Raw genomic sequence first — 23,086 nt, 5'->3', positions numbered from 1 at the left:
AGTTATAAACCATAGTTATTAACAAAAGTTAATAACCAAAAAAGCCTAACTTAAATAAGTTAGGCTTTTTAATATGTGTAATGGTGAAGAAATTATTTTCTTCTAGCTTCTTTAATTCTAGCTCTTTTACCAGTAAGACCTCTAAAGTAAAAGATTCTTGCTCTTCTAACTTTACCTCTTTTGTTTACTTCAATTTTTTGTAATGCTGGTAAGTTAATTGGGAAGATACGCTCTACACCAATAGTTCCAGACATTTTTCTAATAGTAAAAGTTTCAGAAGATCCAGTACCTCTTCTTTGTAATACTACGCCTCTAAAAAACTGAGTACGTACTTTTTCACCTTCTCTAATTTCGTAATACACAGTAATTGTGTCTCCAGCTGAAAATTCTGGTAAGTCTTTTCTTGTTACAAATTCGTCTTGTACAAATTTTATTAAAGATTCCATCTTTATTTGATTTTAAATGATTGATTCAGAGCAACATTCACGTATCTCGCCAGAGGTTAATCCGAAATTGGGTGCAAATATAAGTAAAAAGTGAAAAGTAAAAAGTATAAAAGTAAAAAAGTTTGAAAGTAAAAAGGGAGTAGTGAAAAGTATAAAGTACAAAGTGTAAAGTGTAAAGTGAGAAGTAATTAGTTTTAAACTTACAATATTTAATCTGTCTTAATAATCTAGTAATCTAATTCATCGAAAAATCTTGCTGTTCTAATCTTCCAATAAATCTGGTCGTCTGTCTTTAGTGCGTTGGTAAGCTTGCTCTTCTCGCCATTTTTCGATATTTGCTGCATGACCTGTTAATAGTACATCTGGTACTTTATGACCTTTGTAATCTCTGGGTTTTGTATAAATTGGAGGTGCTAATAAATTATCCTGAAAACTGTCTGTTAGTGCAGATGTTTCGTTACCTAATACACCAGGTATTAACCTAATTACTGCATCACAAAGCACTGCTGCACCTAGTTCTCCACCAGACAACACGTAATCTCCAATAGAGATTTCTTTAGTTATAAATAAATCACGTACACGTTGGTCCACACCTTTATAATGTCCACAAAGTATAATAATGTTTTCTTTTAAGGATATTTGATTGGCAATCCCTTGATTAAGGGTATCGCCATCTGGTGTCATGTATATGACTTCGTCGTAATGGCGTTCTGCTTTTAATTTAGTAATGCATTTGTCAATAGGCTCTATCATCATGACCATTCCTGCACCACCACCAAACTGTGTGTCGTCAATAGACTTGTAGTTGTCTGTGGTATAGTCTCTTAAATTATGAAAATGAACCTCTACCAAACCAGCCTCAATAGCGCGTTTTAAAATAGAGGCTTCAAAAGGGCTTTTTAGTAATTCTGGTAAAACAGTTATAATATCTATGCGCATAGTGTTACTTTATAATTAGCAAAGATAAATGAAATGTTTGGATGCGTGTTGGTTGATTTTTGGGATATGTTGTTATTTATCATTCTACCAATATTGAAAAATCATCTACAAATAGTTCTATATTACCAGCTGATGGATTTGCTGTTGCTCCAATTTGCACACGCTCGTAAAAAGTAGGTTCTTGTAGTGTGAAATTAATACCTTGATTTAGAAAAACATCTTCAAAAACCTGAGCGTTTGGCATATTCATTCCAGTTTGATTAATAACTTCTGTTCCATTGATAATTAAACGATTTAGTCCATCTTCATTATCTGACATTGTCATTTCCCATTGAACAGTAACCCACTGATTTCTCGGAAATGCAAAATTTGTTTGTTGAATTGTAGTTCCTGATATTTTTCCTCTTTCAATTGAGAGGTAATCATTTCCTCCAGACATCATTAATCGTACTCCAGGACATTGGTTTTCAGAACCGTAATTATCGCCAACAGTTGGATCCCAACAAGAACAACATTCTAAATCAAGTAGTAATAAATTATCAATTGGTTCTGTTCCTACTATATAAAAATCTGCTTTAATGGTAACCTTATCTCCAGAGCTTATGTTTAGTCCATTTTTTTCGATATCTATTTTTGATAAGTCAGAATCCGACTGATAAGCAAGAATTCGAAGTGAGTTTTGTCCCTAGTTAAATTCAGTATTGGAAATTGAAATTTCGTTCGTTGCGTTTGTTGGATCGGTTTGTTGGATAGTTGACCATCGATTTCCATTTGAAGGAAACAATTCGTCTAACATGTCATTTTGCGTTTCAAAACCATCTTCAAATAAGAAACTTTCAGCTGAAGGTACTTCTATGTTATTTTCGCTTTTATCGCAACCCAAATTAATAAGTGCTATTATTGCTAAATATATTATTTGATGTTTTTTCATAGTCATAAAACGCTCAAACTATTGTCTTGTTGTGCTAATTTCTAAAAATGAGCTGCAATGTGGTTGTGTAAGCTTTTATTTTCTAGCGTGTTAGGAGTTTTTGTTACCTAACGTAGTTTAAACAATATAATTGAAAACCTATGTGGAATCCCATAATAAGTTAGTATTAGCAATTGTTATATGCGTTGTTAAATGTCGATTTATTTTCTTTTTTAATTTTGTTTATCTTGAATCTTAAATCTGTAATACTGGTTATCTTTAGTGGCATAAAAACTAGTATCCGAGACCCAATATGCTTTATTAAAAGAACTAAATTCAAATTTATATTTTTCCTCTAAGCTGTAATCTGTAATTAAAATTGGAAGAGCTTTTTTGTCTATTATTTGATGCAAAGAAATACCATCAAAATCAATTCCATCATTAGCATAACTATATAAAAATTTTAAGTTTGGAGAAAAAATAAGCTCGTCACCAGATACATAGGATGTTGATCCATCTTCTAGGTTAATTATTAGATTTGAGATGCTAGATTCAAACCAATTTTCAGAAACAACACAACTATTTAAATTTTTTATAAATCCACGATAGGAGACACTAATAAGTTGCTCGTCATCTTTTAAGCAATTTTTAATAGTCCTTGTTCCTGTAGTAACTGTATAACATTCTTCTGTTACATTAATTTGAGAGGGAATTGTAGTTTTATCAATTATTTGAGCTGTTTTAATTTGTAAAGCCTTTTCATATTCCTCTTTCTGGACAGAAGTTAAAAGTATATCATAATTTTTAGTCCCTTTAATTAATAAAGAAAAATTATTGTTATTTGATTTTAAAGTGTCTATTGTCTGTTTAGAATTAAGGGTATTTTTTACTTTAACATCTAAACTATCTCTTGAATTATTATTTTTTTGACAGGAACTTATTGTAACACTAAATAATAAAATATTAAGAATTATGATAGTAAATTTCATTTTAGGAAGCTTGTTTTTTGTGTGTTTAGTTTGCTTTAATCATGTGGGTAAGATAAAGTAGCTAATTTAGTAAAAATTGAATCGATCAGGTGTTATTTTTAAGGTAATTACTGTGTAGACCAGTAGCAAGTAATTAATTATTTAAGTTACTAATCAACGTTTTTATTCTGTTTAAATTCAGTTTGTATTATTTGCTCTAGTTTTCTAAAATCATATTTTAGAGTATTAGAAGTAATTGAAAGTGGAGTTCCGTACATGTTCATATTGGTACGCATAAGTTTAGCTTTCATTCTGTTTTTTGCTTTTCCGATGTATTTTTCAGGATTTGTAACGGTAATAAGCAGAAATTTTGTTGACATCACTTGTTCTGTTTTAATAGTTGTAATATCCTTCCACTCAATTAGTCCTACACTTGAAGCGTTTGAGTTGTCTGTAATTCCGTTAGAATCGATTATCAATCCCACCGATTTGTCAAACAGTTTTTTAAAAGCGAAAATCCCTGTTGCACCAAAAAACAGAATACTTGCTATTCCTATTCCTTTTACAAGCATAGGGTTTTTGAATAATCTATAAGAGTCTTCTTGAAAAGTATCTGCATTTAAAAACAACCAAATTCCTAACGCTACAAAAAGTAAAGAGCCTCCAATACCTAAAAATAGTTTGTTTTTACTTAATGGTATTTCAATTTTTTCTTTCATTTTAAATTAGTTGGTTATTATTCAAATTGTATTTTATCCTCTTGATTTAAAATCGGTTGAAACCAATTATAGTAACTAAATACATTTTTTCTAATAATGTACATTAAATAAATTCCGATAATTAAAATTAAGCTGTATATAAATGAAATAATTAAAATAATACCATAGTCAGAATCATATGTGTATATATTATTTAATTCACTAAAGGAATTTAAAATTGTAAAGACAAACCATATAATTCCTGGCAGAAAAAAGCGACCATCAAATTTCCAAATATTGATTGTGATATAAATTGACAAAATCAGCGATATAAAGTATTTTATATCAAAAAATATTATTAAATCTAATATTCCGAATAACTCCAATAGAATAAAGAAACCCCAAATAATTGAAAGAATTAGATGTGATTTTTTGAATTTCAACTTTAATTCATAAGTTGGTCTTGAGGCTAAAAATTTTCTTAATGACTCTTCCTTAATTTTATCTTTAAATTCGTTATATAGAATTGACTTTGAAATTCCTTGATTAAGTTTTTCTGTTATTACAGATTTTATGTCTTGTTCTGTCATTTAATTCAGGACCTAATTACACTTTGAGCGGTTTTGTGTATGAGCAGTAGCGGATTTTAAGCAACTACTTTTCGAATTACAATATACCTTTTTTAAATGAAAAAACGGTTTGAGTTAGTACCCAAACCGCTATTGCTTATACACGTTGTTGGCAAAAGTTAATTTGCTCTTAAAATTTTGCTCTTTTGTTTTGTTAAAAAATATTGTGCAAAGCCGAAAAATCCGAATATGACATTCAATAAAGATAGACTTTCATTGTAGGACTTTATCCAAAACAAGTTCAATAGCGAAAAGATACAAAATGTAGCGAAAGGTATAAAAAGGAAGTCTTTGGATGAATTAAATTTAGTATTCAAAGGATAAAGTATTATACCTAAAAACGTAAGTAGTATTGATAAATAATAAAAAAACTTATTCTCTAACTCGTAAAAATTTAGAGCTACAAATAATGATATTAAACCAATTAAGAATAATACGAATATTACTTTTTTCATAATTCAAGTTAAATTTAGGGATGCTGAAAGATAGTTCAGCATACCAATTTTATAATGTTATTCACAATCTTCATTTACAGCAATTGAAACAACTGCACCTTGTATGATTGACCATAAAGGACTGCCAAATAGTCCAAGAGCAGCTCTAGCAGCGTCAGCAGCTATTACACCAGAACTACAAGATAATCGAGAATTTGACCATCTTCTATTCCATAACTCGTTTGAAGCCATTAGGACTTCTTGGTAGACTTCTAAAAGTTCAGTTTCATCATTTGATTTAGTTCTGAAAGATTGTATTTGTAATAATTTATCTTCTACTGTATTATCTGTTAAAGTTAAATCTTTGATAAATAGATAAAAATCGTTTGATATGTTTCTGTTCGTAGTTATTTCTGAAAACCCTTGGTCAATTATTCTTTCTAGTTGAGACTCATTTATTGAGTATGAATCATAAACAGAAGCAATAGAATTATGATTCGTCGGCATTTTGAAATTTTCCATTAATTCAGGATAATTGTCACTCAATAATTGTACAACAGTTTGTTCTATTTCCTTGACGGTTTTTCTTTTACCGTAATTGTTGTTTAAGAATAAATCTACTGCGATGTTGTGAAAATCTCCAATTTGTTTGGCATTGAGATTTGTCTGTGAAGTTCTTTTTACTGTTAAATCTCCGTCGTCAAAATTAACAGTTTCAATTGATGAGTCGTCTATCAATCCGTCTTCGCTACAAGAATTGAATGAAATTATAAACGATAAAAAAATAAGACTTGAAATAAAAAATTTAATAGTTTTCATAAAAATTAAGTTTTAAATTAAAATATTATTCAATTAAAGTTTCAATCATTTGGCTGGTCAGCCCGTTATTGACCTATTTATATTTTTATTAATTTCATTCTTAGCAAATTATATTCCATTTTGCAAAATCGCCAAATTGTCTGTTTTTAATTTTTGCCAACGTGTTTGTGTATGGTTAGTTGCGTGGTTTAGCACGTAATTTAGCAAATAAAAACCGAATAGAAAATCCGCGAGGATTTTCGTAAGTAGGCTAGAACTAGCAATAAATTATATACGGTGTTAGGTGTAGTTTTTTTAATTCAATGGAATTCCGAATTCTTTCTTTGAATTCTTTTCCAAAAACTTCGGTAACTCCTTATGTTTTCTTTCAAAGAAGAGTTTGAGTCCTTTTTCAATTGATTCTTTACTAAATCCTTCTCTAAAACTTTCTTCCCATTCTCCATTCACTTTGTACGAGTGATAGATTACATAGACAACTTCATTATTTTCTGGATAAGACATAATTCCAAAATCATAGTCATTTAAATTATCCTTAATTCCGATTGTTGGGTTTGATTTGGCTTCTGGATTATTGAATTTGCTTGTTTGTTCTTTCCAAGGAAAACTTCGGAATTCCGATATTATATTCTTTAAATCTGTTTCCCCTTTATCTTCTGTTTGGTCGTTTTCTGAATCGTAATATTGAAAATTATAAGTAAACTTATCAACTTGTTTTGTTCCACAACTAAACAGGAAAAATCCGATTATAAATGACGTGAAAATTATTTTCTTCATATGAGTTTTTAAATTACACCTAACTAGTTATATCACTAACAAAAAGTTGTTATATCCCGATAATATTTCTTAATAAACAACTTTTACTGTGCTTTATCTACTGTAATTCTTGCATCACGATTAGCTAATTCCCAAGCGGTATAAAACACTAACCTTGCTCTGTTTTCTAATAAATCGTATTCTATTTTATCTGGCGTATCACTTGGTCTGTGGTAGTCGTCATGTGTCCCATTAAAATAGAAAATGACTGGTATGTTATTTTTTGCAAAGTTGTAATGGTCTGATCTGTAGTAAAAACGGTTAGGGTCATTCTCGTCATTATACGTATAATCCAGCTCTACATTGGCATATTTGGTATTTACCATTTCTGAGATGTTATGTAACTCTGTACTTAATTTATCACTTCCAATAAGGTAAATATAGTTACGGTCTCCTGTTTTGCGTTTTGGATCTGTACGACCAATCATGTCTATATTTAAATTAGCAACAGTATTAGCTAATGGAAAAATAGGGTCGTTATCTGTATAATGTCTACTTCCTAAAAGTCCTTTTTCTTCACCTGTTACATTTAAAAATACTACCGAGCGTTTTGGTCCATGACCTGCTTGTTTAGCTTTAGCAAAAGCTTCTGCAATTTCTAATACTGCAACTGTACCAGAACCATCGTCATCTGCACCATTATACACTTCTCCGTTTTTTACTCCTTCATGGTCTAAATGTGCAGAGATTATTATATACTCGTCTGGTTTTTCTGTACCTCTAACTATTGCTGCAACATTTTCTGACGATAATGCTTTAGAGTTGTTTTTAAAATCTAAATCAAAATTAGCTGCTAACACTTTGTTTTTTGTAGTTAGCTCTTCCTTAACTATAGCATTATAGGCACCATCGTTAATTAAAAAGTAGTACATGTTTTTATCGTTGCCCACTAAACTCATTCTACCACTTGAGGTTCCATAACGTAAAGCAGCCATAGCAAAAACTTCTGGGTGATAAAACAATACTGCTTTAGCACCTTTGTCCATAGCAATATCACGTTTTAAAGCAAATTGTTGTCTAAAATTAGACCATTTTGAGGTTTCTTCGGTTCCAGAGATTACGTAAGTACCATCTTCGTTTTTAGGTTCTCCGTGTTTAAAAAGTACCACTTTACCTGTAACATCCACTCCCTCATAACTTGAATAGTTATCATCTTCTATTCCATATCCTAAATTAACAATTTCTGTAGCTTGTAGTTGGCTAGTTTCCATTGGGTTTATAGATACAAAATCTTCTAGGTTTTTTAAAGTTTTACCATTTATTGTTAGTGTGACGTCTGGTGTAGATTGTAACTCTAATGGCACATCCTGAAAGTAGTTACCATCTGCTTTTGCTGCAGGAACACCATACTTTATATAATGCTCTTTTAAAAAGTTAACTGCCTTTTTTTGTCCTTCTGCACCAGTTTCTCGCCCTTCAAACTCGTCTGAAGCATATTGGTATAATGCAGTTTTTAAATCGTCTTGAGTTATTGTTTGTGCATAAACACTTGGGTCTGCAACTTTTACACTGGTTTTACTTCCTTTTTGTGAGCTGCCACAAGCAATAAATAATAAGCTTAACGTGGTTATTGATAGTATAGATTTCATTTAACAATGAGTTTAATTAGTTATACGCTCAAAAATACAAGAAAAAATAAGTTAAAACCACAATTTAAAGTGATTTTAAAGACAAAATTTTTGGGTTAGATATCTTCGTTTCTAATTAACTGATGATCCATATTGGCAATATACCAAGCTGTAGAAAATATAAGTTGCGCACGCTTTTCTAACAATGGGTAATTGATTTTTTCTGCAGTATCTGTAGGTTTGTGGTAGTCTGGATGTTCTCCATTAAAATAAAAGATAACCGGAATATTGTGCTGTGCAAAGTTGTAGTGGTCAGAGCGCGAGTAGTAGTGGTTGGGATCGTCCTCTGCATTATATTTATAGTCTAACTCTAAATTAGTATTAATACGGTTTACTTTTTCTGAAATATAATGTAACTCTTTACTTATGCGATCTGCACCTATTAAATAGATGTAATTTGGATTGTCAATATGCCTATCGTCCACACGACCAATCATGTCTATATTTAAATTAGCAACCGTTTTGTCTAATGCAAATAATGGGTTTTTGGTGTAATAGTAAGAACCTTGTAGGCCTATTTCTTCTGCAGTTAGATGAAGAAATAAAATATTGCGTTTTGGAGATACACCATTGCGTTCAGCAATTTTAAAGGCTTGAGCAATTTCCATGATGGCTACTGTACCAGAGCCATTATCGTCTGCACCATAAAAAAGCTCGGCATTTTCTACACCTAGATGATCAAAATGTCCTGAGATAATTAAAGTTTCATCAGGATAGTGGGTACCTTTAATGTAGGCTACGATATTTTCTGAGGCTTCATATTGTTCTGGAAGAAAGTCTTTAGGAATTTTTTGCATAAACGTAGAGTCTTCTGCAGCAGGAAGTAAGCCTTCCGATTTGTAAAAATCTACTAAAAATTGAGATGCTTTTTTCTGTCCTTCTGTACCGACTTCGCGACCTTTAAATTCGTTAGAAGCAAAACGGTATAAGTGTGCTTTTAAGGTTTCGGCTTGTATTGTTTCAGCGTAAGCGGTAATGGTTTTTGGAGTATGTATAACTACTCCAGCTTCTAAATTTTTTATCTTAGTACTGTACTTGGTCGAAGCACAAGATCCAACTAAAATTAACGCAGAAAGAACACAATATAATTTCATTTAACTCAAAAAATTGAGCATAAATATATAGAAAATCAGTATGTTGACCTAATCTTCTTACTTAATCTGTAATGATTATATCTTCTAATTCTTCCTTAGCTTCTTCTTTGCGTTTTTGTTCTGTCTGTTCTAACTCTTTGGTGTCACCAACTTCAGATACACTATAAATGGCTTTGTAGGTGGCTAAGGTTAAACTAATAATAGTAAGTAAAAATACAACCTGGATAAGATGTGTGGATTGTGCGTCTTTTTTTGCTTTTAAAAAGGCAATTAAACCAAAAATAAATGCTAAAACACCAGGTATAAACGCTAATTTATATAATGGTAAAACTGCTAAAATAACTGCAATTATCGCAAAAATTAGCCCTAAAATAATACTTGCTTTTTTCATAGTTGCTTAGTTTTTTAATCCAGTTGCCGATTTTAATTTTAACTCGCCACTACCTACTGCTATTTTAAATTTAGCATACACAGGTACTTTGTTTTCGTCTGCGGTTAACCACAATAGGTTGGCGTTATTTCCTTTAAGGACATTGCTGCCAGCAACGCTAATAGATAGCTTGTAACATTCTTTTTTACCTAATACGGTATTAATAGTTTCTTTAGCTAATAATTTAAAACTAAACTTAGTTTCTTTATTATCAAATAATACAGTAAAGGTATCTGATGCACCAATTGGCGCTTTTTTAATATCTAAAGTTCTAATTTTATAAATAGTTGCTACAATATCTCTTGTTCCGCTATTAATTTTTACATTTTTATTTTGATCCCAAAAACCAGATGCTGTGTTTTTGGTTTTCTTTCTAATTAAGCTTTCTACCAAATTGGTATTATGGTTGTATTTATACTTAACGTATTTGTAATAACCACCTTCGTTAATTTCTCTATTATATAAATAAGGTGTTATGGTTCTTGGATTGACGTAACTTTCGTATAAATCTCTAATTTTAAAAAAACTATCAAAGTTAGTGTAGGTTGTTGCTGTGCATTTTAAATGCATGAGGGTAGAAGAGCTAGTTTTTAACTGGCTAGTTTCCATTTTAACTTCAGCTAAATCTGTTAAAATCCCAGACATATTATAAGACGCAGTGAACGTTAATTTTTCACCAGCATTAAAGGCTTTATTGTCTTGCCCAAAACTAAAAGTTAAGGCAAAAAGTGTAATTAATAGGGCTAGTTTACTTTTCATAAGTCTATTATTTAGTTGTCAAAGATATAACTTAACATTAATTGTGCCGAAATATTGTTTAAAATCTTGAAACCTGTTAATGATTTGATAAATACCGATTAAAATAATAACATTTTTGTAAATTTGCACTGTGATAACAACCATTATACATAAAGGTTTTGCATCCATAATGGCACTTTTAGTGTTGTTTTCAACATTTTCTTTTACTGTTGAAAAACATTACTGTGGTGATCATTTAATAGATACTGCAATTTTTACAAAAGCTAAAAATTGTGGTATGGAAGTGTCTGCAACTACAAATACAATTGTAACCAAAAAATCTTGTTGTAAAGATGTTGTTGAAATTATCAAAGGTCAAGACCAGTTAAAACTTAATTTTAACGATCTTGATACCAATGCACAATTTGTTTTTACCGCTTTTGTGTATAGCTATTCTCAGTTATACCAAAGTCTACCAAAACAAATTGTACCACATAGACATTATTCGCCCCCAAACTTGGTTATTGACTACCAAGTCCTTCATGATGTATTTATAATTTGATAACTTGTTTTATTGTTTCCGCTTAAGCGGAATACCTTAAAACCATTTAATAATCAAATTACACAATACAATGACACATACATACACAGTTACAGGAATGACCTGTAATAATTGTAAAGCATCTGTAGAAAAAGCTTTAGAAGCACTAGAAGATATTACTTCAGTAACGGTTAATTTAGAACAATCTGAAGCAACTATTAGCATGTCTAAACATCTTACTACGCAACAATTACAAGAGGCTTTACCAAACAAATACCAAATAACTGAAAAACCAAAAACACAAAATGTGTTTGCCTCTTCAAACTTAATAGAGGAGGAGCAATCTGATTTAAAACAGCTGTTTCCATTATTTTTAATCTTTGGATATATAACAGTTGCAGCTATACTATTAAATTATAATCCTTGGAATGGTTCTAGTTTTATGCTAGACTTTATGGGCTTATTCTACATTGTATTTAGCTTTTTTAAATTGTTAGATTTAAAGGGGTTTCCTGAAAGTTTTAAAATGTACGATCCACTAGCTAAGGTATTTCCTGCATACGGATGGATATATCCTTTTTTAGAATTGGCTTTAGGTGTATTGTTTTTAATGCGAATTCAAATTCCATTAGCCCTAATAATTACAGTTGTAATTTTAGGAATAACCACCATTGGAGTCACAAAAACGTTACTAGATAAAAAAGCAATACAATGTGCTTGCTTAGGGACTGCTTTAAAATTACCAATGACCAAAGCAACGTTTATAGAAAACACCATTATGTTGATTATGGCTGTTTGGATGCTAATTAAAATCTATAGTTAATTATGAAAAAATTATTGATTTTACTTGGCTTTTTGCCATTAGTAATGACTGCACAAGAGACCTTAACAGGAACTATTTATGATGCTGGACATGAAACAGAACAACCTTTATTTGGCGCTAACTTAATTTGGTTAGATACAAGCGTGGGTACATCTACAGATATAGATGGTCAATTTTCATTACCATATAATACCCAATATAAAAAACTTGTAATTAGCTATGTTGGTTATAAAACAGACACGTTAACTATTACCACTGCAACACCAATAAAACATGCTTTGAAGCCTACAAACGATTTGGATGAAGTAGTAGTTGAAGCTAGAAAGCAAGCGACTGCAAAATCTTATCTAAAAGCACAAAACACCTTATTGGTTAGTAGTGACGAGTTGTTAAAAGCAGCTTGTTGTAATTTATCGGAAAGTTTTGAAACTAATCCGTCTATTGACGTTAATTTTAGCGATGCTGTTACCGGAACAAAGCAAATTAAAATGCTTGGATTAGCTAGTCCATACATCCTTATAGCTACCGAAAACATACCATCTATAAGAGGTGCTTCTCAAGCTTATGGATTAAGTTTTATTCCAGGGACTTGGGTAGAGAGTATTCAAATTACTAAAGGTGCAGGAAGTGTTGTGAATGGTTTTGAAAGCATAGCAGGACAAATTAATGCTGAGCTTGTAAAACCAACTACAGATAATAAGCTGTTTGTTAATGCTTATGCTTCAGTAAATGGTCGATTAGAGTTAAATACACATTTTAATACAAAAGTATCCGATAAATGGGATACTGGATTATATATACATGGTAATTTAAGAGATCAGAAATTTGATAAAAACAACGATTCGTTTTTAGATGTTCCTTTAAAACAACAAGTTAACGTAATGAATCGTTGGCAATTTACCAATCCAGAAAAGGGTATAGTTAGTTTTTTAAATCTTAGGTATTTAACAGATAATAATCAATCTGGACAAGTCAATTTTAATCCAGAAACGGATAAATTAACCATTAATGCTTGGGGAAGCGAAATAGATACTGAACGTATTGAAGTGTCGGCAAAACTAGGATATGTAAATCCAGAAATCCCTTGGCAAAGTTTAGGGGTTCAATTTGCGTTTAGTAATCATTCTCAAGACTCTTATTTTGGGTTAAATCAATACAATATAGATCATACAAGTATATATTCTAATGTGATATATAATTCTATAATAGACGATTCTAGACACAAAATAAAAACGGGAGTTAATTTTACGTATGATGCCTACGACGAGTTTGCAATTGCACAAAAATTTGGTAGAACAGAACGATCGTTTGGTGGATTTTTTGAATATTCTTTTGATAATCTTGAAGCTTTAACATTAACTGCAGGTTTACGTGCAGATATTCATAATTTGTTAGGCGAGTTTATTACACCACGATTACATGTACGCTATTCTCCTTGGGGAAAATCTGCGTTAAGAGCCTCTATTGGACGTGGAAAACGTAGTGCTAATATTTTTGCTGAAAATCAGAATTTATTTGCATCCTCTAGAGACTTTTCCATTTTAAACACCAATGGTAATATTTATGGTTTAGACCCAGAAATTGCATGGAATTATGGTGTGTCTTATTTACAAGGGTTTAACCTTTTTGGAAGAGGTGCAGATATTACATTAGATTTTTATCGTACCGATTTTCAGAATCAAGTGGTCGTAGATTTAGAAAATGCTCAAGAAGTCAATTTTTATAATTTAGAAGGAGATAGTTATGCTAATAGCTTTCAGGCAGAATTTAATTATAATCCCTTTAATAATTTTGATATTCGTACAGCTTACAAATATTATGATATTAAAACGCAATATAAGTCTGGTAAATTAATAAAACCATTAACACCTAAACACCGTTTATTTGCTAATGTGGCTTATGAGACAGAAGTTAAAAATAATAGCAATTGGAAGTTTGATGTAACTTATAATTGGCTAAGTGAACAACGTTTTGCGTCAACATTAAATAATCCTATTCAATATAGATTAAGTGACTATTCACAATCTGTTGGCACATTAAACGCACAAGTCACTAAAGTGTTTTCTCCAAAATTTGAAGTATATTTAGGTGGAGAAAATGTTACCGATGTTAAACAAAATAATCCAATAGTTAGTGCAGACAACCCGTTTGGCTCAAGTTTTGATACTAACTTTGTGTATGGTCCAATTTTTGGAAGCATGTACTATGCAGGATTAAGATATAAATTAAATTAAAACCTTATAAAATGAAAAAATTAGTATTAGTATTATTAATGATGGCAACTACAATAACCTTTGCTCAAGATAAAAACAAAAGAGCAAGTATAGAGGTTGACGGAGTTTGTATGATGTGTAAATCAAGAATAGAAAAAGCTTGTTTTAAAACCAAAGGTGTTAAAAGCGCAGTTTGGGATGTAGAAACACACGAATTAAAATTAATCTTTGACGAAAATAAAACCGACTTAAAAACAATTGAAGCTAATATAGCAGCAGTTGGACATGATACCAAAGATTTAAAAGCTCCAGATGAAGCTTATGATAGTATTCATGCTTGTTGTAAATACAGAGACGAAGACGTTAAAGAAGACCACAAAAAAGAATAATATTTTAAAAAGTATTGTATCAAAAAAAGCCTGCAAATTGCAGGCTTTTTTAATTTATAATGTATTGTGTTATTGATTTATTAGTGCTAGCAATTCATGCTCTATAGTAATGTCAAACATATTAGCTTTAGGGTTTACTATTCTTGCCTTTTTATCTAATATAAATACTTTGTTTACAGGTTTTATAGATAACAATTCTATTGCTTTATCCACGTTTTCAAATCGATACTCGTTATTAAGGTTTAAGTTGTTACGTTGTAAAATATCTGCTTGCTCTCGACTACTAATAGCATTTATGTTAATAGCCATAATATCAAACTCTGGATACTTTTTTTGTAGCTCCTTAGCACGATCATGAGATACTTTTAAATGATATCTGTCTTTAACATCCCAAAAGTACACTATGGTAGGTCTTTTTATAAGTTGTCTTAGTGACGATATTTTCTCATTCTTATCAACCACTTTTAAATCCGGAATGACTTGACCTGGTTTTAATCGTTTGTAAGAGTTTACTAATTTACTGGCTTTATTTTTATGTTCGGTATTGGTGCTTTTTTCATTAAAAGAAGTTAAAAGCGTATCGTAATCATCAACACTTTTAGAAGCATTTATAAACTTAATCATGTTATAATATAACAGTCTGTTTTTTATAAATGTATCAGTTACTTTTTGGTCTATTAACGTTAATTTATCTAAGTTATAGTCTAACGATTGGTTATTGTAAATACTATCTTTAGAGTGTTTAAAGTGCTCTTGCAAAGCAATGTTATTAAAATGAAATCTTAAAAAAGAGACATAAGGTCTGTAGTCTTTTAAGGTTTCGTTATTGTAATCAATTTCTTTTCTAAAGTCAAAAAAGTCTTCTGGTAAACCATTAAAAATTTCATGTTCACTTTTACTGTAGTTTATAAAGGGATAAGCTTCCTTACTATAATAGTAATTGTAGTCTATATTAGCTTTAGCAAAGGTTGTAAATAGCTCTGAAGCTTTATGTTTAGAAGTAAATTGTTTTAATTTTTTTAATTTTTGTTGCCTTATATTGGATAGTTGTTCTTCAAAAGCTTCAGGTTCTAATTGGCTAATTTTTAAAACTTCTTGTTCTTGTCTTTCGGTTTCAAGAAAAAGATCAATAAGGTAAGTGTTTTCTTTTTCTCCAATACCGTTAAAGGTTAACGACTCATCAAATTCAACCGTATTAACACGTATCATGATACTATCATTAGGATGAATTAAAAACGATTGCGATTCTTTTCCGTCATAAAAATGATATAAACCAGAGTCAAAATCTTTAAAAGTGTATTTAAATCGGTTATTGGCATCTAGATATACGGTGTCAATAATATCTGAAGATTTATAAATAATAATATAGTTGCTACTAGGGTTGATAATTTCTCCACCAAAAAAAGCAGAAACCTCTTCTGGTGCACTTGTATCCTTCTTACAAGACAAAAAAGCACTACATAAAATAACTATATATAAAAAGGGTCTTAAAGACATATATTAGTGTGTAAGGGCAATCATATTATAAACAAAAATATGTTTTGCATTATTGTTCTCGTGTTAAGGCGTTGTTAAAACTTATTAAAGACCAATGTATAGTTTCTGTTTCGGCTTAATTTTCTACTTTTGCACAAAATTAAAATATAAGATATGTTATCAGTATCAAATTTATCAGTTCAATTCGGTAAGCGTGTGCTTTTTGATGAGGTAAGTACCACATTTAATAACGGAAATTGTTATGGGATTATTGGAGCCAATGGAGCTGGAAAATCAACGTTTTTAAAAATAATATCAGGTCAAATAGAGCCTACATCTGGACATGTACATTTAGAGCCAGGTAAACGTATGTCGGTTTTAACTCAAGACCACAACAAACATGATGCAGATACCGTTTTAGAAACGGTGTTAAAAGGTAATAAACCACTATACGATATCAAGTCAGAAATAGATGCATTATACGCCGATTATACAGATGAAAATGCTGAAAAAATTGGCGAACTCCAAGTGCAGTTTGAAGAAATGAATGGTTGGAATGCAGATAGCGATGCTGCTGCGATGCTGTCTAATTTAGGTATTAAAGAAGATTTGCATTATACCTTAATGGGCGATTTAGATGGTAAGCAAAAAGTACGTGTGCTTTTAGCACAAGCACTTTTTGGAAATCCAGATGTACTAATCATGGATGAGCCTACCAACGACTTGGATTACGAAACCATTTCTTGGTTAGAAAATTTTTTAGCTAACTATGATAATTGTGTTATAGTTGTTTCTCACGATAGACACTTTTTAGATGCAGTGTGTACGCATATTAGCGATATTGACTTTGGAAAAATCAACCATTATTCTGGTAATTATACCTTTTGGTACGAGTCGTCGCAATTAGCAGCAAGACAACATGCACAACAAAACAAAAAAGCTGAAGAGAAAAAGAAAGAATTAGAAGAATTTATTCGTCGTTTTTCTGCTAACGTCGCAAAAAGTAAACAAGCTACCAGTAGAAAAAAGATGATTGATAAACTTAATATCGAAGATATTAGACGTACTAGTCGTCGTTATCCTGCTATTATTTTTGAACGCGATAGAGAAGCAGGTGACCAAATTTTAAATGTTGAAGGTCTTTCTGCTAGTTTAGATGGAGAGGTGTTGTTTAAAGATATAGATTTAAACCTTCAAAAAGGGGATAAAGTTGTCTTGTTTTCTAGAGACTCAAGAGCGACAACTGCTTTTTACGAAATTTTAAATAACAACCTAAAAGCAGATTCTGGAACTTTTTCTTGGGGAGTAACAACCACACAATCTTACTTACCTTTAGATAATAGTAAGTTTTTTGAAAGTAACGACATGACTTTAGTGGATTGGTTACGTCAATGGGCTAAAACAGAAGAAGAAAGAGAAGAAGTGCATATTAGAGGCTTTTTAGGGAAAATGATTTTTAGTGGTGAAGAAGCACTTAAAAAATGTAATGTTTTATCTGGAGGAGAAAAAGTACGTTGTATGTTATCTAGAATGATGATGACTAGAGCAAACGTTTTACAATTAGACGAACCAACAAACCATTTAGACTTAGAGAGTATCACAGCGTTTAATAATTCGCTTAAAAACTTTAAAGGTACCGTATTGTTTACAACACATGACCACGAGTTTGCACAAACTGTGGCTAATAGAGTAGTAGAGTTAACTCCTAATGGAGTAATTGACAGATACACTACGTTTGACGAGTATATGCAAGATCCTAAAATTAAAGAATTACGTGAAAAGATGTATGCTAATTAGTATAGTGTCTAGCATAAAATAATAGGTATAAAAAACTCTAAATTTAATTTAGAGTTTTTTTTATTTTCACTAATTACTAATTACTAATTACTAATCACTAATCACTAATTACTTAATACTAATCAAGCTTCGGTCTCTGCTTTAACTTGATTAACAATAGTCATTGCTTTTTTTAGTTCTGATTCATGTACAAAAACTTCTGGGACTCTTGGTGTGTCATATACAAAGCCACCTAATCGTCCAGATTCGTTACCATCTTTAATTACTGGGTTAATACCAATCTCTTCAAGACGTGTTTTTACAAGTTGAACTATAATAAAGTTACCTTGAAATATTTTAATATATTCTGATTCCATATTATATCTGTTTAGGGTTTACTTAAAGATACAAAATAGTTTTTAAATAATTACTTACTATACTTACTGTTCCAAATAGCTGTATTTACATTTTTACCTTGCGAAATAGCATAAAAAATAACAATACCTACCACAGATTTAAACATAAACAAAAACAGTAGAAGCATTTTACCAATATAATGTTGGTCTTGTGTTAGATTGAAGTTAAATAATACTGTAATAATAACACTTGTTAATAAGGCGAAAATCAGCAGGTTTTCAAAATTTTTAAAGGGTAATACTAACCATTTTCTAAACGGATTTAAATCGTTTCCCCATTTATGGATTAAGTAATAATAACCGTTTCCGATTGGTGCAAATAATAATGGATCATCTGGATTTTCTAATTTGAAGAGCTTAGAAGGTGCCATTATTTTAAACCCTTTTAAGGATGTATTATGTGTTTTTTCTAAATGTTTAATTCTAGAAATCGCCTCTCGAGGAAACTGGTTTTTAAAATATTTAGTATCTAAAAAACGTAATCGGTAATCGATGCATGTTTTTTTAATGCTATCAATATGAAAAATACGGTCGGCTTCTAGCTTATCAATATCAAATAAATTGGAATTACCTTGTTGTCCAGATTGCAATGTGTTTACTATTCTGTTTTCAAGGTCGTCATTAGCTTTTAAAATTGAATAGACTTGATCTAAAATGGTATGGCTATCTAAATCACGTAATTGTTGTTTTCGTAATTTACTTTCAATGTTGGTAGGATTAAATATCATTATTTTTCTTTTTCTTCAACATAAAAATACAATATAGTATGCTTAAAAACAAAGCTTTAACAGTCTTGATCTGAAATTTGAATATTTTGTTTAAGGTAAAAAAAAGAGGTGAAAATCCTAATCCTATTGAAATAAAAAGGCTTTCATTTTTTTTTGATAAAAAAAACAAATTTAAGGTTAAACAAAAGCCTTCAATAATTTGAAGGCTTTGTAAGTTATTTGTTATTCTTTATTTGAAAGTATTGGTATAAGCTAAAGATACCGTAACCCACAAAAGCAAAAGATAATATCAACCTTAGGTTGCTATAAGTTGTCATTCCAGAAAAATGCTGATACAGTCTAAAGCTACCAAATAGGGTTAAGATTAATCCTGTAAATAAATTCCAGTTATTATTTTTTCTTAATGGTTCCATAATTATCTTAATTCTGCTCCAAGTTCGCGTTCAAAATTGTTTTGAAGCTTGTTCATTATTTTGTCCACCACTTTATCTGTAAGGGTTTGACGATCGTCTAAAAACGTAAAGCTTACCGCATAACTTTTTTTACCATTAGGTAAGTTTTTACCTTGATAGACATCAAAAAGATTAACGTTTTTAAGTAGTTGTTTTTCTGTTTTTTTAGCAATACTTTGAATAGAATCAAAAGTTACAGCATCATCTAATAATAACGCAAAATCACGTCTTACCTCTGGGTATTTTGGGATTGCACTAAACTTTATTTTGTTGCGTTTAGCGACCTCTAAAATAGTATCCCAATTAAAATCTGCATAAAACACCTCTTGACTAATGTCAAAATGCTTGGTGATTTTAGATTTTATAATTCCAAAATCAACTAAAACATCACGTCCAATACTTAGTTGTAAGCCTTCAGTAAACACATCGTTTTTAGTCGTGTTTTCTTGGTAGCGGTTTATACCTAAACGGTTTAAGATACTAGCAATACTTCCTTTTAAAAAGAAAAAATCTGTTTTAGGTTGAGGCGACTGTGACCAGCTTTCTTCAGTTTTATGACCTGTAACAAATAAAGACAAACGTTTAAACTCCTCACGTTTATTTCCAAAATCGTGATAAGTTTTACCAAATTCAAAAAACTTTAAATTGTGTTGTCTTCTGTTAATATTATGACTTACAGCTTCTAAGCCAGAAAACAGTAAACTTTGACGCATCACACCTAAATCCTGACTTAACGGATTTAGCATTTCTACATTATGTTCTGCTTTTAATTGCTCGGATAAAGCTATGTAATTTGCGCTAGTTAACGAGTTAGCCATAATCTCAAACCACCCTTGAGCAGCTAATTGATTACCTACCACATTTTGTAGTTTGTAATCTTCAAATTTTGAAGCGTTAGAGATGGACGCATTTAATTTAGAGCTAGTGTGTACATTGTTATAACCATAAACACGTAATATTTCTTCAATAACATCTGCTTCTCTGGTAACATCATTTCTAAACGCAGGAATAGTCAATCCTAAACCTGTTTCGGTTACACTATTAACTTTAATATCCAAAGAGGTTAATATAGATTTAATCGTTTCTCTAGGTATGTCTTGACCAATTAATTTGGTCACCTTTTCAAAACTTAAACGTACTTGAAAATCTTCAATTTTGTTAGGATAAATATCTACAATTTCGCTTGTAATTTCTCCTCCAGCAATATCCTGAATCATTAAAGCAGCTCGCTTTAAAGCATATTCTGTGATGTTTGGATCGATACCTCGTTCAAATCTAAAAGACGCATCTGTATTTAAACCATGACGTTTAGCGGTTTTACGCACGCTAACCGGATTAAAGTAGGCGCTTTCTAAGAAAATACTTGTGGTACTTTCTGTTACGCCACTATCTATACCACCAAAAACTCCAGCTATACACATTGGTTTTTCAGCGTTGCAAATCATTAAATCATCCTCATGTAATTCGCGCTCTATACCATCTAATGTGGTAAATTTTGTTCCAGCAGGAAGTGTTTTAACTAATACTTTGTTGCCTGTAATTTTATTAGCATCAAACGCATGAAGCGGTTGTCCCAAATCATGTAACACATAGTTTGTTACATCTACAATATTATTTATTGGTGATAAGCCAATTGCTTTTAATCTGTTTTGTAACCATTCTGGCGAGTCTTGGACTTTTAAACCACTAATGGTTACACCACAATATCTTGGTGCTAAGTCTTTATTAATGACGTCAACATCCATTTTAAGCGTTCTGTTTTCTACATGAAAAGCACTTACACTTGGTGTAATTAACTCAACATTAATACCTTTTTGTAGTAATCCAGCTTTTAGATCTCTTGCAGTTCCAAAATGGCTCATAGCATCAGCACGATTTGGAGTTAAACCAATTTCAAACACCAGATCATTTTCTACATCAAACAACTCTGCACAAGGTGTGCCAACAACAGTATCTTCTGGAAGAACTAAAATACCATCATGAGATTTACCTAAGCCTAACTCGTCTTCTGCACATATCATTCCGTGACTTTCTTCACCTCTAATTTTTCCTTTTTTAATGGTCCAAGCATCACCAGTGTCTGTGTATAATGTTGTGCCAATTGTAGCAACAGGTACTTTTTGTCCTGCAGCAACATTTGGTGCTCCACAAACAATTTGTAGTGGCTCACCAGAACCAATAGTAACGGTTGTTACTTTTAGTTTATCGGCATTACTGTGTTGCTCACACGTTAAAACTTCACCTACAACAACACCTTCTAATCCACCTTTTACACTTTGGAATTTTTCTAATCCTTCAACTTCAAGTCCTAAATCAGTTAATAATTCACTGGTTTGTTCTGCAGACCAATCTGTGTTTATAAATTGTTTTATCCAGTTATAAGAAATCTTCATGTATAGAATAATTAAGGGGACAAATATAATAATAGTTAAGGGTTGATAAAATTGAAAGTTCTTTTATTTGTAAGTATTTTGTTGTTATTTCGAATAAATTTAGAAAACCTTTAAATTATGCGTTATTTTCTCTTTTTACTAGTAGCAATTACAATGTTGTCATGTGACAAAAATGAAACCGAATTTTTGACTGCAGGAACCTATCGTGCAGAATTACAAGTAAATGACTCGTTGCAGCTTCCTTTTGTTTTTAAAGTGAAAGATGCAAATGCATTAGAAATATATAATGCAGAAGAAGTGATTGAGGTAGATGAAATTGAATATAAAAACGATTCGGTTTATATCAAACTCCCAGTTTTTGAAGGTCTAATCATCGCTAAAATCCAAGATGAAACTCTAAATGGACGATTTGTAATAGAAGAAAAAAACAGACAGCAAATTTTTAAAGCCTCTAAAAATGACTCAAGATTTGCTGTAAATGAAAAAACAGAGATAGATATTTCTGGAGATTGGGAAACTGTTTTTAGTCCTAATACAAATGATAGTTATGTTGCTAAAGGCGTATTTAAACAGACTAATAATACAGTAACTGGTACTTTTTTAACAGAAACTGGAGATTACCGTTTTCTTGAAGGCGTAATAAATGGTAACCAATTGCAATTGTCAACCTTTGATGGTGCACATGCCTTTTTATTTACAGGAATGGTTACCGATTCTACCATAAACGGGATGTTTTATTCTGGAAACCATTGGAAAGAGCCATTTACTGCCAAACGTAATGATAATTACCAGTTAGCTAGTGCTAACGATTTAACGGTTTTAAAAGACGGTTATGATAGCTTAGCGTTTACTTTCCCTGATGTTAACGGAAAACAAGTGTCATTGTCTGATGACAGGTTTAAAGATAAAGTTGTTATAGTTCAAGTTATGGGAACTTGGTGTCCAAATTGTCTTGATGAAAGTAAATATTATGCAGACTATTATAAAAATAACAAGGATAGAGGATTAGAAATTGTTGCTTTAGCTTTTGAATACGCTAAAACAGAAGACAAAGCCTTTAGTTTTATAAAGCGTTTACAAGATAGAATCGGGATTACTTATCCCATTTTATTAGCACAAACTGGTACAACAAGCAAATCTAAAGCAAACGAAAAACTACCAATGCTTAACCATGTGTTAAGTTATCCAACGTCTATATTTATTGATAAATCAGGTAAAGTTCGCAAAATACATACAGGGTTTAATGGTCCTGCAACAGGTGAGAAGTTTACCGAGTTTAAAGCTGAATTTACGACGTTTGTTGATGCGTTGTTAGCTGAATAATCAGGAATAA

At 31.1% G+C, this 23,086-nt stretch carries 24 protein-coding genes; 6 read left to right on the top strand and 18 right to left on the bottom strand.

Annotated features, from left to right (window positions below; all coding sequences use genetic code 11):
* Positions 1 to 92: 92 nt before the first annotated feature.
* The 13 genes from rplS to LY08_RS12890 all read right to left on the bottom strand — a co-directional run bounded on the left by rplS (position 93) and on the right by LY08_RS12890 (position 10,567).
* Positions 93 to 446 (bottom strand): 50S ribosomal protein L19, encoded by a 354-nt coding sequence (gene rplS / locus LY08_RS12950; RefSeq protein WP_111660876.1) that lies wholly within the window; start codon positions 444 to 446, stop codon positions 93 to 95.
* A 261-nt stretch (positions 447 to 707) separates the two neighbouring features.
* Positions 708 to 1,385 carry a tRNA (guanosine(37)-N1)-methyltransferase TrmD gene (trmD, locus tag LY08_RS12945; protein ID WP_111660875.1) on the bottom strand — a complete coding sequence of 226 codons (678 nt, stop codon included), beginning with the start codon at positions 1,383 to 1,385 and terminating at the stop codon, positions 708 to 710.
* A 79-nt stretch (positions 1,386 to 1,464) separates the two neighbouring features.
* Positions 1,465 to 1,827, bottom strand: coding sequence for a hypothetical protein (locus LY08_RS12940; RefSeq protein ID WP_146603229.1), 363 nt, complete (start codon positions 1,825 to 1,827; stop codon positions 1,465 to 1,467).
* 243 nt (positions 1,828 to 2,070) lie between these two features.
* Positions 2,071 to 2,316: a hypothetical protein gene (locus LY08_RS12935; protein ID WP_111660873.1), complete on the bottom strand. Its 246-nt coding sequence runs from the start codon at positions 2,314 to 2,316 to the stop codon at positions 2,071 to 2,073.
* Between the two features lie 212 nt (positions 2,317 to 2,528).
* Entirely contained in the window at positions 2,529 to 3,284 is a 756-nt protein-coding gene (locus LY08_RS12930; RefSeq protein ID WP_111660872.1) for a hypothetical protein, read from the bottom strand.
* Between the two features lie 149 nt (positions 3,285 to 3,433).
* Positions 3,434 to 3,982, bottom strand: coding sequence for an STM3941 family protein (locus tag LY08_RS12925; RefSeq protein ID WP_111660871.1), 549 nt, complete (start codon positions 3,980 to 3,982; stop codon positions 3,434 to 3,436).
* Between the two features lie 17 nt (positions 3,983 to 3,999).
* Positions 4,000 to 4,551 carry a hypothetical protein gene (locus tag LY08_RS12920; protein WP_111660870.1) on the bottom strand — a complete coding sequence of 184 codons (552 nt, stop codon included), beginning with the start codon at positions 4,549 to 4,551 and terminating at the stop codon, positions 4,000 to 4,002.
* Positions 4,552 to 5,102: 551 nt separating this feature from the next.
* Positions 5,103 to 5,843 (bottom strand): tudor domain-containing protein, encoded by a 741-nt coding sequence (locus LY08_RS12915; protein ID WP_111660869.1) that lies wholly within the window; start codon positions 5,841 to 5,843, stop codon positions 5,103 to 5,105.
* A 294-nt stretch (positions 5,844 to 6,137) separates the two neighbouring features.
* Positions 6,138 to 6,617 carry a hypothetical protein gene (locus tag LY08_RS12910; RefSeq protein ID WP_111660868.1) on the bottom strand — a complete coding sequence of 160 codons (480 nt, stop codon included), beginning with the start codon at positions 6,615 to 6,617 and terminating at the stop codon, positions 6,138 to 6,140.
* Between the two features lie 83 nt (positions 6,618 to 6,700).
* A complete protein-coding gene (locus LY08_RS12905; RefSeq protein WP_111660867.1) occupies positions 6,701 to 8,245 on the bottom strand; it encodes a M28 family peptidase in 1,545 nt (514 codons plus the stop codon).
* 95 nt (positions 8,246 to 8,340) lie between these two features.
* On the bottom strand, positions 8,341 to 9,378 hold the full coding sequence (locus LY08_RS12900) for a M28 family peptidase (RefSeq protein WP_111660866.1): 1,038 nt from the start codon (positions 9,376 to 9,378) through the stop codon (positions 8,341 to 8,343).
* Positions 9,379 to 9,439: 61 nt separating this feature from the next.
* Positions 9,440 to 9,769, bottom strand: coding sequence for an FUSC family protein (locus tag LY08_RS12895; RefSeq protein WP_111660865.1), 330 nt, complete (start codon positions 9,767 to 9,769; stop codon positions 9,440 to 9,442).
* Positions 9,770 to 9,775: 6 nt separating this feature from the next.
* Positions 9,776 to 10,567, bottom strand: a complete 792-nt coding sequence (locus LY08_RS12890; RefSeq protein ID WP_111660864.1) for a DUF3108 domain-containing protein — start codon at positions 10,565 to 10,567, stop codon at positions 9,776 to 9,778.
* A 130-nt stretch (positions 10,568 to 10,697) separates the two neighbouring features.
* On the opposite strand from LY08_RS12890, the gene LY08_RS12885 reads away from it, so the two are divergent.
* The 4 genes from LY08_RS12885 to LY08_RS12870 all read left to right on the top strand — a co-directional run bounded on the left by LY08_RS12885 (position 10,698) and on the right by LY08_RS12870 (position 14,512).
* Positions 10,698 to 11,108 carry an HYC_CC_PP family protein gene (locus tag LY08_RS12885; RefSeq protein WP_245907591.1) on the top strand — a complete coding sequence of 137 codons (411 nt, stop codon included), beginning with the start codon at positions 10,698 to 10,700 and terminating at the stop codon, positions 11,106 to 11,108.
* A gap of 70 nt (positions 11,109 to 11,178) precedes the next feature.
* Positions 11,179 to 11,910 carry a heavy-metal-associated domain-containing protein gene (locus tag LY08_RS12880; protein WP_111660862.1) on the top strand — a complete coding sequence of 244 codons (732 nt, stop codon included), beginning with the start codon at positions 11,179 to 11,181 and terminating at the stop codon, positions 11,908 to 11,910.
* A gap of 2 nt (positions 11,911 to 11,912) precedes the next feature.
* Complete coding sequence (locus LY08_RS12875) at positions 11,913 to 14,144, top strand: TonB-dependent receptor plug domain-containing protein (protein WP_111660861.1); 2,232 nt, start codon at positions 11,913 to 11,915, stop codon at positions 14,142 to 14,144.
* 11 nt (positions 14,145 to 14,155) lie between these two features.
* Positions 14,156 to 14,512: a heavy-metal-associated domain-containing protein gene (locus LY08_RS12870; protein ID WP_111660860.1), complete on the top strand. Its 357-nt coding sequence runs from the start codon at positions 14,156 to 14,158 to the stop codon at positions 14,510 to 14,512.
* Positions 14,513 to 14,581: 69 nt separating this feature from the next.
* Here the strand turns inward: LY08_RS12870 and LY08_RS12865 are convergent, their stop codons facing one another.
* Positions 14,582 to 16,009: a hypothetical protein gene (locus LY08_RS12865; protein WP_111660859.1), complete on the bottom strand. Its 1,428-nt coding sequence runs from the start codon at positions 16,007 to 16,009 to the stop codon at positions 14,582 to 14,584.
* A 153-nt stretch (positions 16,010 to 16,162) separates the two neighbouring features.
* Between LY08_RS12865 and LY08_RS12860 the strand changes: the two genes are divergently transcribed.
* Positions 16,163 to 17,785 (top strand): ABC-F family ATP-binding cassette domain-containing protein, encoded by a 1,623-nt coding sequence (locus LY08_RS12860; protein WP_111660858.1) that lies wholly within the window; start codon positions 16,163 to 16,165, stop codon positions 17,783 to 17,785.
* Positions 17,786 to 17,907: 122 nt separating this feature from the next.
* Here LY08_RS12860 and LY08_RS12855 read toward each other — a convergent pair whose 3' ends face one another.
* The 4 genes from LY08_RS12855 to pheT form a co-directional block, all read right to left on the bottom strand.
* Positions 17,908 to 18,141, bottom strand: a complete 234-nt coding sequence (locus tag LY08_RS12855) for a putative signal transducing protein (RefSeq protein WP_111660857.1) — start codon at positions 18,139 to 18,141, stop codon at positions 17,908 to 17,910.
* A 50-nt stretch (positions 18,142 to 18,191) separates the two neighbouring features.
* Complete coding sequence (locus LY08_RS12850; RefSeq protein ID WP_111660856.1) at positions 18,192 to 18,908, bottom strand: hypothetical protein; 717 nt, start codon at positions 18,906 to 18,908, stop codon at positions 18,192 to 18,194.
* A gap of 215 nt (positions 18,909 to 19,123) precedes the next feature.
* Complete coding sequence (locus LY08_RS12845) at positions 19,124 to 19,321, bottom strand: hypothetical protein (RefSeq protein ID WP_111660855.1); 198 nt, start codon at positions 19,319 to 19,321, stop codon at positions 19,124 to 19,126.
* A gap of 2 nt (positions 19,322 to 19,323) precedes the next feature.
* Positions 19,324 to 21,753: a phenylalanine--tRNA ligase subunit beta gene (gene pheT, locus LY08_RS12840; protein ID WP_111660854.1), complete on the bottom strand. Its 2,430-nt coding sequence runs from the start codon at positions 21,751 to 21,753 to the stop codon at positions 19,324 to 19,326.
* 117 nt (positions 21,754 to 21,870) lie between these two features.
* Here pheT and LY08_RS12835 point away from each other — a divergent pair, with 117 nt between their 5' ends.
* The gene (locus tag LY08_RS12835) at positions 21,871 to 23,076 is read left to right on the top strand and encodes a peroxiredoxin family protein (RefSeq protein ID WP_111660853.1); all 1,206 of its coding nucleotides are present in this window, start codon (positions 21,871 to 21,873) and stop codon (positions 23,074 to 23,076) included.
* Positions 23,077 to 23,086: the final 10 nt, after the last annotated feature.

The organism is Olleya aquimaris, assembly GCF_003259525.1.
Lineage (GTDB): Bacteria > Bacteroidota > Bacteroidia > Flavobacteriales > Flavobacteriaceae > Olleya > Olleya aquimaris.
The sequence above is the reverse complement of the archived record's forward strand: the minus strand, read 5'-3'. Positions and strand labels throughout refer to the sequence as shown.

Bases quoted from the DNA above. Each gene is read 5' to 3' on its own strand.
- rplS (WP_111660876.1), bottom strand. From the start codon at position 446: ATGGAATCTTTAATAAAATTTGTACAAGACGAATTTGTAACAAGAAAA.
- trmD (WP_111660875.1), bottom strand. From the start codon at position 1,385: ATGCGCATAGATATTATAACTGTTTTACCAGAATTACTAAAAAGCCCT.
- LY08_RS12940 (WP_146603229.1), bottom strand. From the start codon at position 1,827: ATGATGTCTGGAGGAAATGATTACCTCTCAATTGAAAGAGGAAAAATA.
- LY08_RS12935 (WP_111660873.1), bottom strand. From the start codon at position 2,316: ATGAAAAAACATCAAATAATATATTTAGCAATAATAGCACTTATTAAT.
- LY08_RS12930 (WP_111660872.1), bottom strand. From the start codon at position 3,284: ATGAAATTTACTATCATAATTCTTAATATTTTATTATTTAGTGTTACA.
- LY08_RS12925 (WP_111660871.1), bottom strand. From the start codon at position 3,982: ATGAAAGAAAAAATTGAAATACCATTAAGTAAAAACAAACTATTTTTA.
- LY08_RS12920 (WP_111660870.1), bottom strand. From the start codon at position 4,551: ATGACAGAACAAGACATAAAATCTGTAATAACAGAAAAACTTAATCAA.
- LY08_RS12915 (WP_111660869.1), bottom strand. From the start codon at position 5,843: ATGAAAACTATTAAATTTTTTATTTCAAGTCTTATTTTTTTATCGTTT.
- LY08_RS12910 (WP_111660868.1), bottom strand. From the start codon at position 6,617: ATGAAGAAAATAATTTTCACGTCATTTATAATCGGATTTTTCCTGTTT.
- LY08_RS12905 (WP_111660867.1), bottom strand. From the start codon at position 8,245: ATGAAATCTATACTATCAATAACCACGTTAAGCTTATTATTTATTGCT.
- LY08_RS12900 (WP_111660866.1), bottom strand. From the start codon at position 9,378: ATGAAATTATATTGTGTTCTTTCTGCGTTAATTTTAGTTGGATCTTGT.
- LY08_RS12895 (WP_111660865.1), bottom strand. From the start codon at position 9,769: ATGAAAAAAGCAAGTATTATTTTAGGGCTAATTTTTGCGATAATTGCA.
- LY08_RS12890 (WP_111660864.1), bottom strand. From the start codon at position 10,567: ATGAAAAGTAAACTAGCCCTATTAATTACACTTTTTGCCTTAACTTTT.
- LY08_RS12880 (WP_111660862.1), top strand. From the start codon at position 11,179: ATGACACATACATACACAGTTACAGGAATGACCTGTAATAATTGTAAA.
- LY08_RS12875 (WP_111660861.1), top strand. From the start codon at position 11,913: ATGAAAAAATTATTGATTTTACTTGGCTTTTTGCCATTAGTAATGACT.
- LY08_RS12870 (WP_111660860.1), top strand. From the start codon at position 14,156: ATGAAAAAATTAGTATTAGTATTATTAATGATGGCAACTACAATAACC.
- LY08_RS12865 (WP_111660859.1), bottom strand. From the start codon at position 16,009: ATGTCTTTAAGACCCTTTTTATATATAGTTATTTTATGTAGTGCTTTT.
- LY08_RS12860 (WP_111660858.1), top strand. From the start codon at position 16,163: ATGTTATCAGTATCAAATTTATCAGTTCAATTCGGTAAGCGTGTGCTT.
- LY08_RS12855 (WP_111660857.1), bottom strand. From the start codon at position 18,141: ATGGAATCAGAATATATTAAAATATTTCAAGGTAACTTTATTATAGTT.
- LY08_RS12850 (WP_111660856.1), bottom strand. From the start codon at position 18,908: ATGATATTTAATCCTACCAACATTGAAAGTAAATTACGAAAACAACAA.
- LY08_RS12845 (WP_111660855.1), bottom strand. From the start codon at position 19,321: ATGGAACCATTAAGAAAAAATAATAACTGGAATTTATTTACAGGATTA.
- pheT (WP_111660854.1), bottom strand. From the start codon at position 21,753: ATGAAGATTTCTTATAACTGGATAAAACAATTTATAAACACAGATTGG.
- LY08_RS12835 (WP_111660853.1), top strand. From the start codon at position 21,871: ATGCGTTATTTTCTCTTTTTACTAGTAGCAATTACAATGTTGTCATGT.